Genomic DNA, 14,650 nt, shown 5'->3' with positions numbered 1-14,650 from the left:
TGGCTTCCAAATGAATTGAATGTAGCGAGTTGAACCTTCAATAGCGACCCTAGCTTTGCATTGTGCGGAGCTTATTTTAAAATCACGATAGCGTCTATTTCTACTGCTGAATTTAAGGGGAGGCTTGCAACACCAACAGCTGATCTGGCGTGAAGAGCGGTTCCGGGAAATAGCTTTGTCAATAAATCGGAACACCCATTCGCAACTTGGGGAATGTCAATAAAATCGTTTGTGGTTTGTACAAAAGCACCAAGCCTGAAAATGCTTTCGACTTTTGAAAAATCTCCGTCGCAGGCATTACCTATTTGTGCGACAATATTGAGTGCGCAAAGCTGCGCAGCTCGAATGCCATCTTCAAGGTTGAGGTCTGCACCCAAAGTTCCTTTAATGAATTGACCGTTTGCGTTTGCTAATTGGCCTGAAATCATCAGCGTTTTGCCTGAGCAATTAAATGGCGCATACGTTGCGACTGCAGTGGCTGGCTTAGGAAGCACTAATCCCATTTCGGAAAGGGTGGTTTGGAGCTTAGACATTGAATTTTTCCTGCGGTAATAGATTGTTTTTGATTAGCCATTGATCATTGTAATAAGTTTCGGAATATCGCTCACCATTATCGCAGGCTAAGCTCACAATGCTTGCTTTTTCGCCTTTTGCTTCAAGCTCTCTTGCTAGTTCTACTGCTCCAACCAGATTTACGCCAGTTGATGCGCCAAAGCGGCGGCCTGTGAGGTTTTCCAAATAGAGCATTGCGGCGATAGATGTTGCATCAGGAACTTTATACATTCTATCCACCAGTTCTGGAAAAAATGATGGTTCAACGCGAGGTCTGCCAATGCCTTCAATGCGAGAAGATTGTGAGACTTTCAAATTGATATCGCGTGAGGTGTAATAGTCATAAAGCACAGAGTTTTCAGGATCTACGACACATAGTTTTGTGTTGCAGTCTGGGCGGACATAAGACAGGTAGCGTCCAATTGTTGTTGAAGTGCCACCTGTGCCGGCACCGACAACAATCCAGCTAGGGACAGGGTGGCGTTCAGATTCCATTTGTCTAAAGATTGAGGCTGCAATGTTATCTTCTGCGCGCCAGTCAGTTGCTCGCTCTGCATATGTGAATTGGTCCATAAAGTGACCATTGGTTGAGCGTGCAACGTCAATGGCTGCTTCGTGAATCATTTGAGCTGGCACAAGTTTGCATTGCCCGCCATAGAATTCTATGAGGGACGTTTTTTTTGCGGCCGTATGGTCGGGTACAAAAGAAATGAATGGCAGGCCAAGAAGCTTAGAAAAATATGCTTCTGAGATAGCGGTGCTTCCAGAAGAGCATTCGATAATTGTGGTTTCTGGGCCGATTTTGCCGCTACTTAATCCCCATAAAAACAGAGATTTGGCTAAGCGGTGTTTTAAGCTTCCAGATGGGTGGGTGCTTTCGTCTTTTAAATAAACATCAACATTATCAAAAGGAAGATCCAGCCTAATTAAGCTGGTTTCACCGCCGCGTTTTGCCTCAGCGCATATTTTTGCTATAGCCTCGTTGATCCATTGGCGATGGCTATAGGGACGTTCTTTTCTAGTTTCTCTTAAATGGCATGAAGAAGAGAAATGTGGGGTTTTTAACGCAATAGACACCGAAAATTCCTGAATTTAAATTTTATAATATTGGTATGCTATTGCAGGCCAATCAAAATTAAATCCCAAAATTTTTCAATATTGTAATGAATATTGGTATGAATATACCAATATATGGATATGTGTGGTTCGAATAGGCTGATGTAATTCTGACGTTTGCTAGAGAAGAATCAAATTTCAGAGAGGTCAAATGCTGTTGAGTATTTTATCTTTTGCATTGAGAAAGTCGAAGATACATCATTTAATCCAGGTACTAGATCGACAAAGCGTTTATAAACGCGGTCATAATGTTCGATGCCGCCTACTTGAACTTTGAGAAGATAGTCCTCTTTTCCTCCAAGTCTATGACATTCAACAATTTCTGGAATAATTTGAACGGCTTTAGACAGTATATCCAGCCATGATGTGCTGTGGTTTTCTGTTCGTATAGTGACAAAAACAGTCATGCCAAGGCCGATTTTATTTGGATCTAAAATGGCGACTCGTTTTTTTATGACTCCCTCATCTTCTAGTTTCTTGATGCGTCGCCAGCATGGGTTAGTTGTAACGCCAACCTTATCTGAAATGTCCTGAACCGAGAGTGTCGCATCCTCTTGGATTGTCTTGAGTATACGTCTGTCTATATCATCAAATTTCATTATATCCCCCTGATATATCATATACATACCAATAAATAGTAAAATACAGGTATAATTTGGTATATTATTCCGATATTCGCTATTTACAAGCTCAATAATTAATTTCTATGCTGATGATATTGTAAAAACACTGTTCTGGTAGCCGGTTCAAAGCGGAAGCTTAGTGATTATATACCATTATCAGGCGAGTGAATTTGCAGTCGCCATATATGAATTGATGACAAAAAGATCATCAGGCGATTGATCAATAGGGAGACAATTCAGTTGTATTGGTATGAATGTACCATTGTAAGCTTTTGTTTCGAATACAAATACTTATGACTGGATGGTTTAATAAATTTAGTGATCATCTGCGTAGGGGTAGAAAATGCAGTCAAAAACAATTCGGGGGTTAGCGTCAAGCGTGTCCCTTATAGCCGCCGGTGCTTTTGGGGCTGGAGCGGCACTCGCACAAGAAACGGAAGCGGTTCCGCAGACTAAATATGATACGATTGTTATCACCGGAAGTCGCCTAGCGAATCCCAATCTTACGTCAAGTAGTTCGGTCGTTGTTCTTGGAGAGCAAGACATCGACACACGCGGAGTGCTTCGTGTTGAAGATCTACTCGCAACTCTTCCTCAAGCTATGTCTGGTCAAGGGGCATCATCAGGGGTTAATGGCGCAACAGCGACTGTGAACCTTCGTGGACTTGGTGCCGACCGTACGCTTGTTCTTGTTGATGGTAAGAGGCTACCATACGGATCCCCGATCAATGTCGCTGCGGATTTGAACCAAATCCCATCACAATTGGTTGAGCGCGTTGAGGTGCTGACAGGTGGTGCGACTGCTGTTTATGGTTCTGATGCTGTTGCTGGTGTTGTAAACTTCATTATGAAGCGTGATTTTGAAGGCGTTCAGATAGACCTTCAAGGAAGCGGATATTACGCCGAAAATAATGACTCTAATTCAGAACGTATATTGTCTGATTACAATCAGCCAGATGCGGACTCTATTTTCGATGGTGAGTCTGTCGATTTAAACATCATTGCTGGTAATAATTTCGACAATGGAAAAGGGAATGTAACGGCCTATTTTGGATATTCCAAAGATAATGCTGTGCGTTGGGAAGACCGTGATTTCGCGGCGTGTCCATATACGACACGTGATGGCGGAACGGATTTTGGATGTAGTGGTTCAGGGTCTATGCCGACCATCTCACGTTTCAGCAGATCAGGAGACGGTGCATTCGATTTAGTCGTTGATCCCGAAACTGGTGAATTGCGCAATTATGCAGGTTCAACTGATGCTTTTAATTTCTCCGCTGGGAATTATCTACAACGTCCAAGAGAACGTCACTCATACGGTGCATTTGCAAATTATGATTTGAACAATGATCACACTGTATTCATGGATTTTTCTGTCGTAGACAATTCGACTTCGGCTCAGGTCGGACCAGGAGGGCTCGCTCTCGGTCGCACAGATTCAATCAATTGTGATAATCCATATCTAACTGGCGATTTGATAGCAACATTTTGTGCTGCAGGCAGTACGACAATTGATGCTGATGGTATTGAACGGGCGGATTTAAGAATAGGTCGCCGTAATACAGATTACACACGTGTGAATGAATTCACTTTGAAAACTCAGCGTTTTGTTGGTGGAATTCGAGGAAAAGCATTTGAAGGGTTCGACTACGAAGTTTCATTTCAAACCTCATCTGTTGATTATAATGAATTGCTGCTAAATGATGTATCTACATCTAAAGTGACACTTGCATTGGATGCTGTGGTTGACCCAGAGACTGGGGATGTTGTGTGTCGTTCAGCTCTCAACGGAGTGGATGCTTCATGTGTACCATTTGATGTTTTCTCTCCAAATGGAATTACTGAAGCTGCTTCAAACTACATAACAGTTCCTACTTTACGTGTCGGTGACACAAAGCAACTTGTATACAGTGCCAGTTTGTCAGGTGATTTGGGTGTTTATGGTGTTACAAGTCCATTTGCGACTGAAGGCTTTCAAACGGTTTTGGGAGTTGAATACCGCAAAGATTCTCTAAGCCTCACTCCCGATGACAGTGACACGACTACAAGTCAGAGAAGCGCTGTTGCGGGTGAAGTGCCTGTTTATGAAGCTTACACAGAGGTCTTGGCACCTCTGGTACAAGATAAAACATTCATGCGTGAATTGACGCTGACTGGTGCATACCGATATTCAGACTATTATGACACAACGGGTGGCCAAAATACCTATTCTGTTGGAATGGCGTGGAGACCTATCGATGATCTTCGTATTCGTACGCAGTATCAACGTGCTACACGTTCTCCAAACCCGATTGAGCTGTTTAGTCCGCAAGATATTGGTCGTAGTACACTAGCGACACTTCCAAATGGTCAGAATGATCCATGTGCGGGTGATTTTGATGCATCAACTGAGTTGGCTGAACCATATTTGTCCGCAGCACAGTGTGCTTTGACTGGCGTAACAGCTGATCAATATGGCTCCATTCCTGATGTGACTAACAATATTGGTACACTTTCAGGCGGAAACCCTGAGCTGAACCCCGAAATTTCGGATACATGGACTGCTGGATTTGTCTATGAGCCATCATGGCTTTCAGGCTTTGTGGCCAGTATAGATTATTTCTCTATCGAAGTAGAAGATTTCATCTCTCAAATTGAGCCTAGCCAAGCAATCGACAACTGTATTTCAACAGGTGACGAGGCTTATTGTAGCTTAATTCAACGGGACTCTTTGGGATCATTTGTTCTTATTCCGGGTGAGTCATATATCCAAAGTACGCTTATCAATACAGGACGCCTTAAAACGTCTGGTGTAGATGTTAGCATGGGTTATGGTTTTGGTTTGGCAGATTACAACATACCAGTTCCGGGTGATGTGAAGCTAAACTATGCTGCTACTTTTACAGATGAATACAACATTCAGTCTCTACCAACAGATGATGGAATTGACTGTGTGGGCTTCCATGGCGGTGCATGTAACAACCCAATTCCAGAATATAGCCACCGTACTAGTTTGGAGTGGGCAAATGGAAACCTGTCTTCTGTTCTGACTTGGAGATATATTTCCAGTGTTGATCAATACACAACTTCACCGACATTAGTGAATGATCTAGAGGCGACATCATACTTTGATGTTTCAGGAAGTTATACTGTCTCCGAAAGCCTTGGTTTGAGAGCCGGTATAAACAATGTGTTAGATCAAGATCCTCCTTTGACGTCACTAGCAGGGTATGGTGGTAACGAAATCGACGGGCGTGCTAACACATATCCTCAAGTGTATGACGCGCAAGGTCGCTACATCTTCGTTGGTGCGACATACACTTTCTAAAGCCAAGTTTTCTGGTTTAACAGCCGCAACCTCTATCAAGGTTGCGGCTATTTTAGGGAAGTTTTGAGGACGAAAATGAAATCCACTTTAATTCGAATTTTGGCTTTCGCCGCGATGTCTTTTGCCTCTGCGAATGCTGCTTTGGCGCAAGATCAGCCGGTCGCAATTGTAAACGCTAAAGTGTTTTCACCCAATGGGCCGGTGATTGAAGAGGGCGGCATTGTCTTTGAGAATGGTCGGATTCTTCGTGTGGCGGCACAAGACAAACTGTCCATACCTGAAAATGCACACATCATTGATGCGCAAGGCCAATGGCTGACACCAGGAATTGTGGATCCTCATACACATATTGGAAATTTCCCAACGCCATCTGTTCCCGCTACGATGGATTTAAATGAAAAAACGGGCATAAATACCGCAGAGATTTCAGTTGCTGATGCGATCTGGCCGCAGGATCCTGGGTTTGACCTTGTGCGAGCGGGCGGTGTGACGACGCTTGCTGTATTGCCGGGCTCTACAAATTTGGTAGCCGGACGGGGCGTTGTATTGAAAAACCGCCCAGCGGCGACAGTTCAAGAAATGAAATTTGAAGGCGCACCAGAATTGCTAAAAATGGCATGTGGTGAGAATCCAATAAAAGTATATGGCGGGAAAGGCAAAACCCCTTTCACACGTATGGGGGTAATGGCCGCATTTAGAGATATTTGGCGTCAAGCAAAGCAGCACTATGACAAAAGTGACGACAAAAAATTTGATGATAGTCGCCTTGGCGTGATGGCGAGGGCAATTGCAGGTGAATATAAAATTATCGTACACTGCTATCGCGCGGATGAGATGGCGAACCTGATAGATATATCAAATGAGTATGGGTTTAAGATCAGCTCATTTCATCACGCGGTTGAGGCCTATAAAATCGCCGACCTATTGGCAGAGCAAGGTATTGGTGTGGCGACTTGGTCTCGCCGCTGGGGCTTCAAGCTTGAAGCCTATGACTCTATCGAAGCTTTGGTGGCATTTCTTCAAGATAAAGGCGTAGATGCTGTCTTGCACTCCGATGCGGCTATTTTGACTCAGCATATGAATATGGAGGCTGCTATTTCATATTCATTGGCGCAGGATGCTGGTTTTGAAGTCACCGAACAAAAAGCACTAGGGTGGATCACACAGGAACCAGCAAATCAGCTTGGTATCGGAGATAAAGTAGGATCAATCGAGCCGGGTAAAATGGCGGATATTGTCTTGTGGTCGTCTCATCCTTTTGATGTGTATTCACGTCCACAGAGAGTCTTTATTGAAGGCGAGCAGGTATATGCTCAACGGTCAGGTAAGCCGCCTCATTCTGACTTTATGATCGGCCAAAGCGGGGAAGTAGATTAATGAAACGGATTATACTGCTTTTATTATTGGGTTTAAGTGCTAGTTTTTCTAGTGTTTATGCTGAAACCATTATTATAAAAAATGCGAAATTGTTTCCCTCCTCGGACAATGCTCCTGCAACTGATATCATAATTGAAGATGGAGAAATCACGAAAATAGGTCCCAATCTGAAGGTTCCTAGAAATGCTCGTGTCGTCGACTCAACTGACCAAGTTGTTACCTCTGGATTTATTCAAGCGGGTACGAATTTGGGAACTATGGAGTTGTGGGATCGTGCAAATGCGGATGATTCATTTGCGACAACATCGGCTTTTAGTGCGGGTGTTGATATCAGCTATGCTTTAAATCGAAATTCAACACTTATTCCCGTCGCCCGCAAGGGGGGTGTTTCCCATGCTGTGGTAATGCCTGGGGTTGGCAAGACTGGAGCGAGTGAATTGAGCTTTGGTGGGTTGGCGGCGTTCATCAACACTGGTGAAGGTCAAGACTTACTAGAGCAGAGTAAAGTTGCGGTCATTCTTGATTTTACAAAGGCAAAGGTTCAGCGCGGCGCGGCATTTTTGCTGTTGGAAGACAAGCTTAAAGCTGCTCAGCAAAGTGATGCGGTATCACGTGATATGCAAGCACTTCATGATGTCGTTGCAGGTAAAATACCGTTGGTTGTTGTTGTCCATCGCGCATCAGATATTGAGGCTCTGCTAAAAATTGTTGAGCCTTTTGATATCAACTTAATTCTGTATGGAGCAGCGGAAGCTTGGATGGTTGCTGATCAGCTCGCTGAAGCAGGCACATCAGTTATTGTTGAGGCTATCGAAAACCGCCCGATGGATTTTAATCGTATTGGAGCAACATTGGAAAATGCTGCTATCCTAGATCGAGCCGGCGTTCAAATTGCGATTGTTGCTCCCTACAATGGACATGACGCACAATTGTTACGCTACCATGCGGGTATTGCTGTTGCTCATGGTTTGTCAGCAAAAAGTGCTCTAAAAGCCGTCACATCAAACCCTGCTAAAATGTTCAATATGTCGGGGATTGGTGAACTAGCGGTCGGATATAAAGCAGACATATTGATATGGAGCGGCGACCCTTTTCAGCCTCTGACCAAACTAAACAAAATGTATATCGCAGGACAGGAACAATCTCTTGTTACGCGACAAGATATGCTTAGAGACAAATACCTAAAAGAAGTGGAATAAGCTTATGAAGAAGCGCAAAGTGCCAAGTGGCGGCGTCAAGAAAGCGATGTGGCAGGCTGGTCTATTCTGTATTTTGTCTTCGCTTTCGGTTCCTCCAGCTGCTGCTGATACGCTTTTGATCAATGATGCTCTGGTCTTCGATGTGCGATCAGGCTCGGCATCCCAAAAAGATGTTTTGGTGAAAGACGGGCGGTTCGTATCTGTAAAAGATCAAATTGATAAAGATAAAGCTGATCAGGTCGTTGAAGCAGAAGGCAAAGCTTTATTGCCCGGTTTGATCGATATCCATACACATTGGACAAATATGGACGGTGCAGACCGTGCATCCATTGCGAGCGATCTATTATTGGCTGGTGTAACGACAGTTACGGACTTCCATACATCTCCAGAAGCGTTTCAGGTTAAGCGTGCCTTTCATGAGACTATTATGTCGCCTCATGTGTTTTTCACTGCGAGGATGGGGGTGCCATACGGTCATGGTTTGGAGTGGGGTGATTCCAACATGACCGCTTCCGTCTACGGGAAAGAAGACGCTGAAGAAGCGACCCGTAAGATAATGCGTTATAAACCTGATGCAATAAAGGTGTTCGCGGATGGTTGGCGATATGGGTATGGTGTCAATCAGTCGAGCATAAATGCAAATGCTCTTGAAGCAATTGTTGGTGTTGCCAATGAAAATGGATTGCCAACTTTCACGCACACAGTTTCTGTGAACGGGGCGAAGCTAGCGGCTAAGGCAGGAGTTTCAGCGATTGTTCATGCTGTTCAAGACGATGTTACAGATGAAGACTTGATTGAATTATTGCTTGATAAGGAAGTTTTTTACGCGCCTACCTTAGTTGTATATGAGCTTCGCGCTGACAAAATGGCGAAAATTACAAATCCCCGCACTGTTGAAATAATGCAAAAGCGTCAGGCTTTTTCTCGGGCTAATCTTTACCGTTTTAATCAAGAGGGTATTCCAGTTGCACTCGGAACTGATCAGGGGATTGACTCAACATATTTTGGTGAAGCTGACTTGAGAGAGTTAGAACTCTTTGTTGATTTCGGTATGTCTCCCTCAGAAGCGTTAATAGCGGCTACTCTCCATGGGGCGCAGGCGCTTGGTGTCGGAAATGATCGCGGTGCGATTGAAGAGGGCATGCGTGCAGACTTTATTCTTGTGAATGGTCGCCCTTGGGAGAGTGTTTCTGATATTCGAAAAACCGATCAAGTCTATGTCGATGGCGTGGCGTTGGTAAAATCGGGAAAATTGGTGAAGCCTCAAGGTTCAGGACAGCCACTTTCTGTGAAAGCTAAGAAGAAGATTGACGATTTTGAAGGCGAAGACTCTCTTACAGCTTATGATGCTGCTAGACTTTTGTTGCGCGACAAGAACTTCCCTCGCTCACAAGTATCTTTTGGCACAATTGAGCGTGAAACAGGTGGGAGCGCACTGCACTTCTCTGGTGAGTTTGCGCATAAGAAGCAACCCTTTGCATACGTATTACTACCATTCTCACCTGAAGCGTTTGCTCCCCTTGATGCGACTTCTATGAAAGGAGTTCGATTTGAGGTTCGTGGAGATGGGCGATTTGATGCTCGACTGTCTTCGGTATCAGGCGCGGCATTGGCTTCTTTTAAGGCCAACAAAAATTGGAAAACTGTCGAGTTTTTGTTTTCGGACTTCAAACCCGATGACAATGTTGAAATTGACACATCCAAGCTCTCTGCAATCGCATTCGGCCGTCAAGGTGAAGCCAATTCTGAATTCTGGCTAGAGCTCGACAGTGTCGAATTTTTTTAAAGCCTAAATGTCTCTAATAGAAAGCTTATTGTATTATGATAAAAGCTAATATGGTTGTAACTATACTCGCATTTTCTATAGTTGCCGCATGTGAAAAGCTACCTCCTTCGGAGGTTGAAGAGCCTGGTGGACAGATAACGGAAGCGACTTCATTTACTGGAGAGCCTCTTTTGAGAAGGGTTGTCTCTGAAACTCAAAAAGAAGAAAATGAAGGGAAAATTCTAAAGATTAAAGAACAGGATTCGCTATCTGAAGATGACTTTATGAAGCTTGGGAAGCTTTTGGCTGCCAATAAGCAATATCAAGATGCAATCGCTGCTTATTCTGAAGGACTGAAGATATATCCAGAATCCTTTAAGCTATTGCGGCATCGGGCGCACCGTTATTTGACCACTCGACAAGTCGAGGCAGCGCGTGCGGATTTAGTTTTGGCCAATTCTCTCAATAATGCATTAGACGCGGATGCAATCGAGTTTAAAAATGGCCATGAAAATGGGACGTATAGACATTGGATTGGCTATCACTTGGGAATTGCCGAGCTATTGCTTGAAAATTATGAAGCGTCTGCAAGCGCATTTAGAGATAGTTTAGCGACATCTTCGAATGACAATGAGGTGCTGGGCGTCGTTGATTGGCTCTACACGGTTTATAACTTGGCAGGAAACGTAGAAGCGGCAGAGAAAGTACTTGAGAATGTTCCTGCTGATACCGGAGCAGACGCTTCTTATCCATATTATGACCGAGTGATGTTGTATAAGGGACTACGGACTGCGGCAGAAGTTATAGACCTAGAAGCGGATGCATCCAATTGGTCAGCCAAAGACATAACGCTTGCCAATGGTGTCGCAAATTGGATGTTGTTTCAGGGGCGTCCCGAAGAAGCAGCAAAAGTGTATGACGCTATTCTCGCAACGCCATATTGGGATATATGGGCGTATTTGACAGCGGAACATCAGTTAACAATCATGAATTAAATTTAGGCCCTATGAATTTATCGGGTTATTGTTGGCTTGATCTCGAACAATCGGAGTGTACGTTTTGAATTTTCTCGATAAATTTTTAGGAGATCTAGCCGGTTGGTTATGGGGTTGGCCACTCGTCATTTTGGTGACGGGGGCGGGCTTGTATTTTTTCATTTATTCGCGTTTGCTTCCCTTTCGTCATTTTGGTCTCGCTTTATCTGTTCTGTCTGGGAAGCATGATAAAACATCTGATACTGGAGCGGTATCTCACTTTAAAGCTCTGTCGGTTGCGCTAGCTGCTTCGATAGGCATGGGAAACATAGCTGGCGTTGCCGTGGCCATTGAGCTGGGAGGTCCTGGTATTGTTTTCTGGATGTGGGTGTCTGCGATTATCGGGATGGCAACAAAGTATTTCACTTGTACATTAGCCGTTATGTTTCGCACCGTTGATAGTTCTGGGCAGGCTAGCGGTGGTCCAATGTATGTCATAATCAATGGACTCGGACAAAAATGGAAATTTTTGGCGTGGTGGTTCTGCTTCGCTGGTATGGCTGGTTGTCTGCCGTTATTTAGCGCTAATCAGCTTGTTCAAGCCGCGAATGACTTGGTTGCAATTCCCATGGGAATAGAAAACGATCTCTGGGTTAGCGCGGGATTGGGTATCACTTTGGCGATTGCCACGGGGATAGTGATTTTGGGCGGATTGAAGCGGGTGAGTGAAGTTACATCGCTTATTGTGCCGTTTATGGTTGCGCTTTATGTGGCTCTTGCGATCGGGGTTATTGTCATCAATTTTGATGTAGTTCCGACTTATTTTGCGCTCATCTTTACCGACGCATTTGCACCTCAATTTTATAAAGGTGATATGGTATTTGGAAGTGCATTAGGTGGCTTGCTTGTGCTTGGAGTTCGACGTGCAGCGTTTTCAAATGAGGCTGGATTAGGAACGGCACCAATGGCACATGGTGATGCCAAAACCAATGAACCAGTACATGAAGGTCTTGTGGCGATGCTTGGACCTGTCATTGATACATTGATTGTCTGTACGATGACCGCACTTGCCATTTTGATTAGCGGTGTTTGGCAAGAGGCTGGAAATGGCGGTGTCACGCTGACAGCAATGGCATTCGAGCAAGCCTACCCAGGGTTTGGGAAAGGATTGTTATTTCTGTGTGTCTTAGCTTTTGGTATTTCATCTCTATTTTCTTATTCTTACTTTGGAACGAAATGTGCAAAATTCGTGTTTGGTGAATCTGGGGGTAAAGCCTATTCAATATTCTATGTTGTGACAGTGTTTGTTGGTTCTATATCTTCTCTAGGTGCAATTTTGAACTTTATTGACATTAGTTTTGCTTTAATGGCTGTTCCTACAGTGGTGTCGGCAGTTCTGTTATCACCGCATGTTCTAAGAGAAACCAAAAAGTATTTTAGCCGGACCCAAAATCTTCAGCAGGACTAAATAATAGAAAATCGAAATTGAAGGATTTAGCTAAAATGCTTTTGAGCATGCTCGGAAACCAATTCTTTTCCGAGCATGCAGTAGCAATTGGCTTATTCGTCTAACCTATTTTTAAACTCGTTCCAGTCATCGAACATGATTGTATTGATTTCGGCCATGTCTGGAAAGTCGGTATAGCTTGTGCCTTTAAAAGACGTTTTTGCGCCAGGGCCATAAGAACCTACTTCGTGAAACCTTGAGTCTTCAGGGTGGAAGACGTCTGTCTTCTCACCATTTCTGGCGGTTCCATTCATAGTTGACCAATGGTCTGGATGAATATGAGAATCCATAAACGTGTTGATATAAATGGCTTGGCCAATCGCATTGGGGTCAGCATATCGCCCATCAGGGAAGCGGGTAGTAGGGTGCCAAGGACGCCCAAGGGTGATCGAGTGGTTTGGCAAGCCTTCTTCTGGTGTTAGACGGCAGGTATGAAATACAATTCCCATTCGATCTGAAATTTGAGTTGAGGGAGCAGCGATAAATGATTGCACTTCTCCAGCTTCAAAATCTTGGCCTCGTCGGCGCGATTGAATTTCACTGTCTTCAATCAACAATTGACCATTGCCGAAGATAAAATCAACATTTCCGGAAATAAAGCTATTTGATATGAAGGCTCGTTTTCCGTTGGCAAAGACTGTATCTTGATAGCCTTCCAGAGTGACTTTGTTCAAATAGACTTTGTCACTGTGGATATCGAGCAATAGGGCGGCGGCCTGAGAGTTTGATATGCGTTTTGGGTCATCATTGTCCAATTTGTCATTGGATATGTAATCAAATGTATTTTCAATTTTGAAACCTTCAATGTGCACGTCTTCTGCATCGACAGTTATAGTAGCAGATCCTGCGGTTCCCCAGTTTTGGCGATGGAATTTCCCAGCGGTCTCCGCAACTGCATCGTAATGAATGCGTGTAGTTTCGATACCTTCACCAATTAAACGGGTTTTAGCATCTCGAATGGTGAGTTTTTCGTAGTAATCACCCGCGGCGACAGACACTGTCTTCCAATCAGAGCTATTTAGTGCTGATGCGGCGTTCAGTGCGTCTTGAATATTTGTGAAACAGTTGGGTGTCGCTTCGCAAGTTTCCTGCACCGAAAACTCAAGTGATTGGGCCTCAGGTAAATTTGTAGATTGGCAGGCAGCGAGCAGGGCTCCAACAAGAGGGAAACTAGCTAAAAGACGAGATGTTGGCATGAGGTTATTCTCCGCGAATGTCGGATTGGAAGGCTGGTGATTTAGGGGAATTAATGGAGGTATTCTGGATTAGAAACTGGTCTATTTTTTTAGCGACATCAGATGCATAAGGCTCGAATAGCCAAAATGTATGTAGGATGTCGTCATAGCTTGAAAAGTCATTTGCAATATCTAGCTTATCCAACTTTTCTTGCACTTTCTGGTGACCGGTCGTGAAGCGCGTTTGTCCGCTACTAATGATCAAGGTTGGAGGGGAGTTTGCATCTATGTGTTCTAGGGGGCTGGCCTGTGTCCATTCTGTGAGTTTGTTCTCCATTGAGCCGCCAAACCAGAGGCCAAGGCCAGATTTTTCTTTCATACGGTTTTCGTATTTAATGGCTAATGGGTCGGTTAAGTCGAGCACACCATCCAGATCTATCAGACCTACCAAACTCGTATCCAAGTCAGGTTTTGATTTGTAGATGTCGCTGTTTGATGTGTACGCGATGAGAGAGGCCATGTGACCACCGGATGAGGCACCACCAATAGCCATTTTATCGGCATTAAAACCCAATTGAGCACAATTTTGTTTTGCCCAATGAATGGCATCATTGATATCAAGAAGTCCCGCCGGATATGGTGTTTCTATGGATAGACGATATTCTGGTAAAATAACTGTATAACCTCGAGCAGACAGCAGGTTTGCCAATGCGTAAAAGTGGGACTTGTTACCAGAGCGCCATCCGCCGCCATGGACAAGTAGCAGTGCGCCGCCATTATTTATTTCAGATGACGGGCGGAATATGTCGGCATGAAGCGTGCGTTGATCTGTCTGTTTGTAAGCAAGGTCGAATTGTATTGTCTGTCCGGGCTGGAAGGAGAGAATGGGCCACTCTATTTCTGGGTATTTTTCCTTGTTTTTCTCGTACCTTTGCGAAACGGTATAGCCATCATCAACTAGTAAAATGTTGTTTTCAGCTAATGCTGAAAAGGGCAGTATGGTCATGCTTGTTAGCATGCAAGCAATCTTAATAAATTGAATTTGTTTCATTTTT

11 protein-coding genes are annotated in these 14,650 nt (G+C 44.2%); 6 read left to right on the top strand and 5 right to left on the bottom strand.

Annotation, left to right across the window (positions count from 1 at the left end):
• Positions 1–71: 71 nt before the first annotated feature.
• From HBAL_RS13260 to HBAL_RS13250, 3 genes are all read right to left on the bottom strand, one after another.
• Positions 72–533: a RidA family protein gene (locus HBAL_RS13260; protein ID WP_015828456.1), complete on the bottom strand. Its 462-nt coding sequence runs from the start codon at positions 531–533 to the stop codon at positions 72–74.
• The gene (locus tag HBAL_RS13255; protein ID WP_041302373.1) at positions 526–1,539 is read right to left on the bottom strand and encodes a PLP-dependent cysteine synthase family protein; all 1,014 of its coding nucleotides are present in this window, start codon (positions 1,537–1,539) and stop codon (positions 526–528) included. Before HBAL_RS13255 ends, HBAL_RS13260 begins: the two co-directional genes overlap by 8 nt.
• 260 nt (positions 1,540–1,799) lie before the next feature.
• Entirely contained in the window at positions 1,800–2,267 is a 468-nt protein-coding gene (locus HBAL_RS13250) for an Lrp/AsnC family transcriptional regulator (protein ID WP_015828454.1), read from the bottom strand.
• A 367-nt stretch (positions 2,268–2,634) separates the two neighbouring features.
• Here HBAL_RS13250 and HBAL_RS13245 point away from each other — a divergent pair, with 367 nt between their 5' ends.
• The 6 genes from HBAL_RS13245 (at position 2,635) to HBAL_RS13220 (ending at position 12,381) form a co-directional block, all read left to right on the top strand.
• Positions 2,635–5,598: a TonB-dependent receptor domain-containing protein gene (locus HBAL_RS13245; protein WP_015828453.1), complete on the top strand. Its 2,964-nt coding sequence runs from the start codon at positions 2,635–2,637 to the stop codon at positions 5,596–5,598.
• A gap of 75 nt (positions 5,599–5,673) precedes the next feature.
• Positions 5,674–6,975 (top strand): amidohydrolase family protein, encoded by a 1,302-nt coding sequence (locus tag HBAL_RS13240; protein WP_015828452.1) that lies wholly within the window; start codon positions 5,674–5,676, stop codon positions 6,973–6,975.
• Positions 6,975–8,174 (top strand): amidohydrolase family protein, encoded by a 1,200-nt coding sequence (locus tag HBAL_RS13235; RefSeq protein ID WP_015828451.1) that lies wholly within the window; start codon positions 6,975–6,977, stop codon positions 8,172–8,174. Before HBAL_RS13240 ends, HBAL_RS13235 begins: the two co-directional genes overlap by 1 nt.
• 4 nt (positions 8,175–8,178) lie before the next feature.
• A complete protein-coding gene (locus tag HBAL_RS13230) occupies positions 8,179–9,960 on the top strand; it encodes an amidohydrolase family protein (protein ID WP_015828450.1) in 1,782 nt (593 codons plus the stop codon).
• A 35-nt stretch (positions 9,961–9,995) separates the two neighbouring features.
• A complete protein-coding gene (locus HBAL_RS13225; RefSeq protein ID WP_015828449.1) occupies positions 9,996–10,934 on the top strand; it encodes a tetratricopeptide repeat protein in 939 nt (312 codons plus the stop codon).
• A gap of 64 nt (positions 10,935–10,998) precedes the next feature.
• Positions 10,999–12,381: an alanine/glycine:cation symporter family protein gene (locus tag HBAL_RS13220; protein ID WP_015828448.1), complete on the top strand. Its 1,383-nt coding sequence runs from the start codon at positions 10,999–11,001 to the stop codon at positions 12,379–12,381.
• Between the two features lie 92 nt (positions 12,382–12,473).
• On the opposite strand, the gene HBAL_RS13215 is transcribed toward HBAL_RS13220, so the two are convergent.
• Both HBAL_RS13215 and HBAL_RS13210 read right to left on the bottom strand, forming a co-directional pair.
• Entirely contained in the window at positions 12,474–13,616 is a 1,143-nt protein-coding gene (locus HBAL_RS13215; protein WP_015828447.1) for a pectinesterase family protein, read from the bottom strand.
• 4 nt (positions 13,617–13,620) lie between these two features.
• Complete coding sequence (locus tag HBAL_RS13210) at positions 13,621–14,646, bottom strand: alpha/beta hydrolase (RefSeq protein WP_015828446.1); 1,026 nt, start codon at positions 14,644–14,646, stop codon at positions 13,621–13,623.
• Positions 14,647–14,650: the final 4 nt, after the last annotated feature.

The sequence above is a fragment of the Hirschia baltica ATCC 49814 genome (assembly GCF_000023785.1).
In the GTDB taxonomy this organism is placed as follows: Bacteria; Pseudomonadota; Alphaproteobacteria; order Caulobacterales; family Hyphomonadaceae; genus Hirschia; species Hirschia baltica.
The sequence above is the reverse complement of the archived record's forward strand: the minus strand, read 5'-3'. Positions and strand labels throughout refer to the sequence as shown.

Excerpts from the sequence above, each read along its gene's own strand:
- HBAL_RS13240 (WP_015828452.1), top strand. The coding sequence starts at position 5,674 with ATGAAATCCACTTTAATTCGAATTTTGGCTTTCGCCGCGATGTCTTTT.
- HBAL_RS13210 (WP_015828446.1), bottom strand. The coding sequence starts at position 14,646 with ATGAAACAAATTCAATTTATTAAGATTGCTTGCATGCTAACAAGCATG.
- HBAL_RS13225 (WP_015828449.1), top strand. The coding sequence starts at position 9,996 with ATGATAAAAGCTAATATGGTTGTAACTATACTCGCATTTTCTATAGTT.
- HBAL_RS13230 (WP_015828450.1), top strand. The coding sequence starts at position 8,179 with ATGAAGAAGCGCAAAGTGCCAAGTGGCGGCGTCAAGAAAGCGATGTGG.
- HBAL_RS13245 (WP_015828453.1), top strand. The coding sequence starts at position 2,635 with ATGCAGTCAAAAACAATTCGGGGGTTAGCGTCAAGCGTGTCCCTTATA.
- HBAL_RS13215 (WP_015828447.1), bottom strand. The coding sequence starts at position 13,616 with ATGCCAACATCTCGTCTTTTAGCTAGTTTCCCTCTTGTTGGAGCCCTG.
- HBAL_RS13250 (WP_015828454.1), bottom strand. The coding sequence starts at position 2,267 with ATGAAATTTGATGATATAGACAGACGTATACTCAAGACAATCCAAGAG.
- HBAL_RS13235 (WP_015828451.1), top strand. The coding sequence starts at position 6,975 with ATGAAACGGATTATACTGCTTTTATTATTGGGTTTAAGTGCTAGTTTT.
- HBAL_RS13260 (WP_015828456.1), bottom strand. The coding sequence starts at position 533 with ATGTCTAAGCTCCAAACCACCCTTTCCGAAATGGGATTAGTGCTTCCT.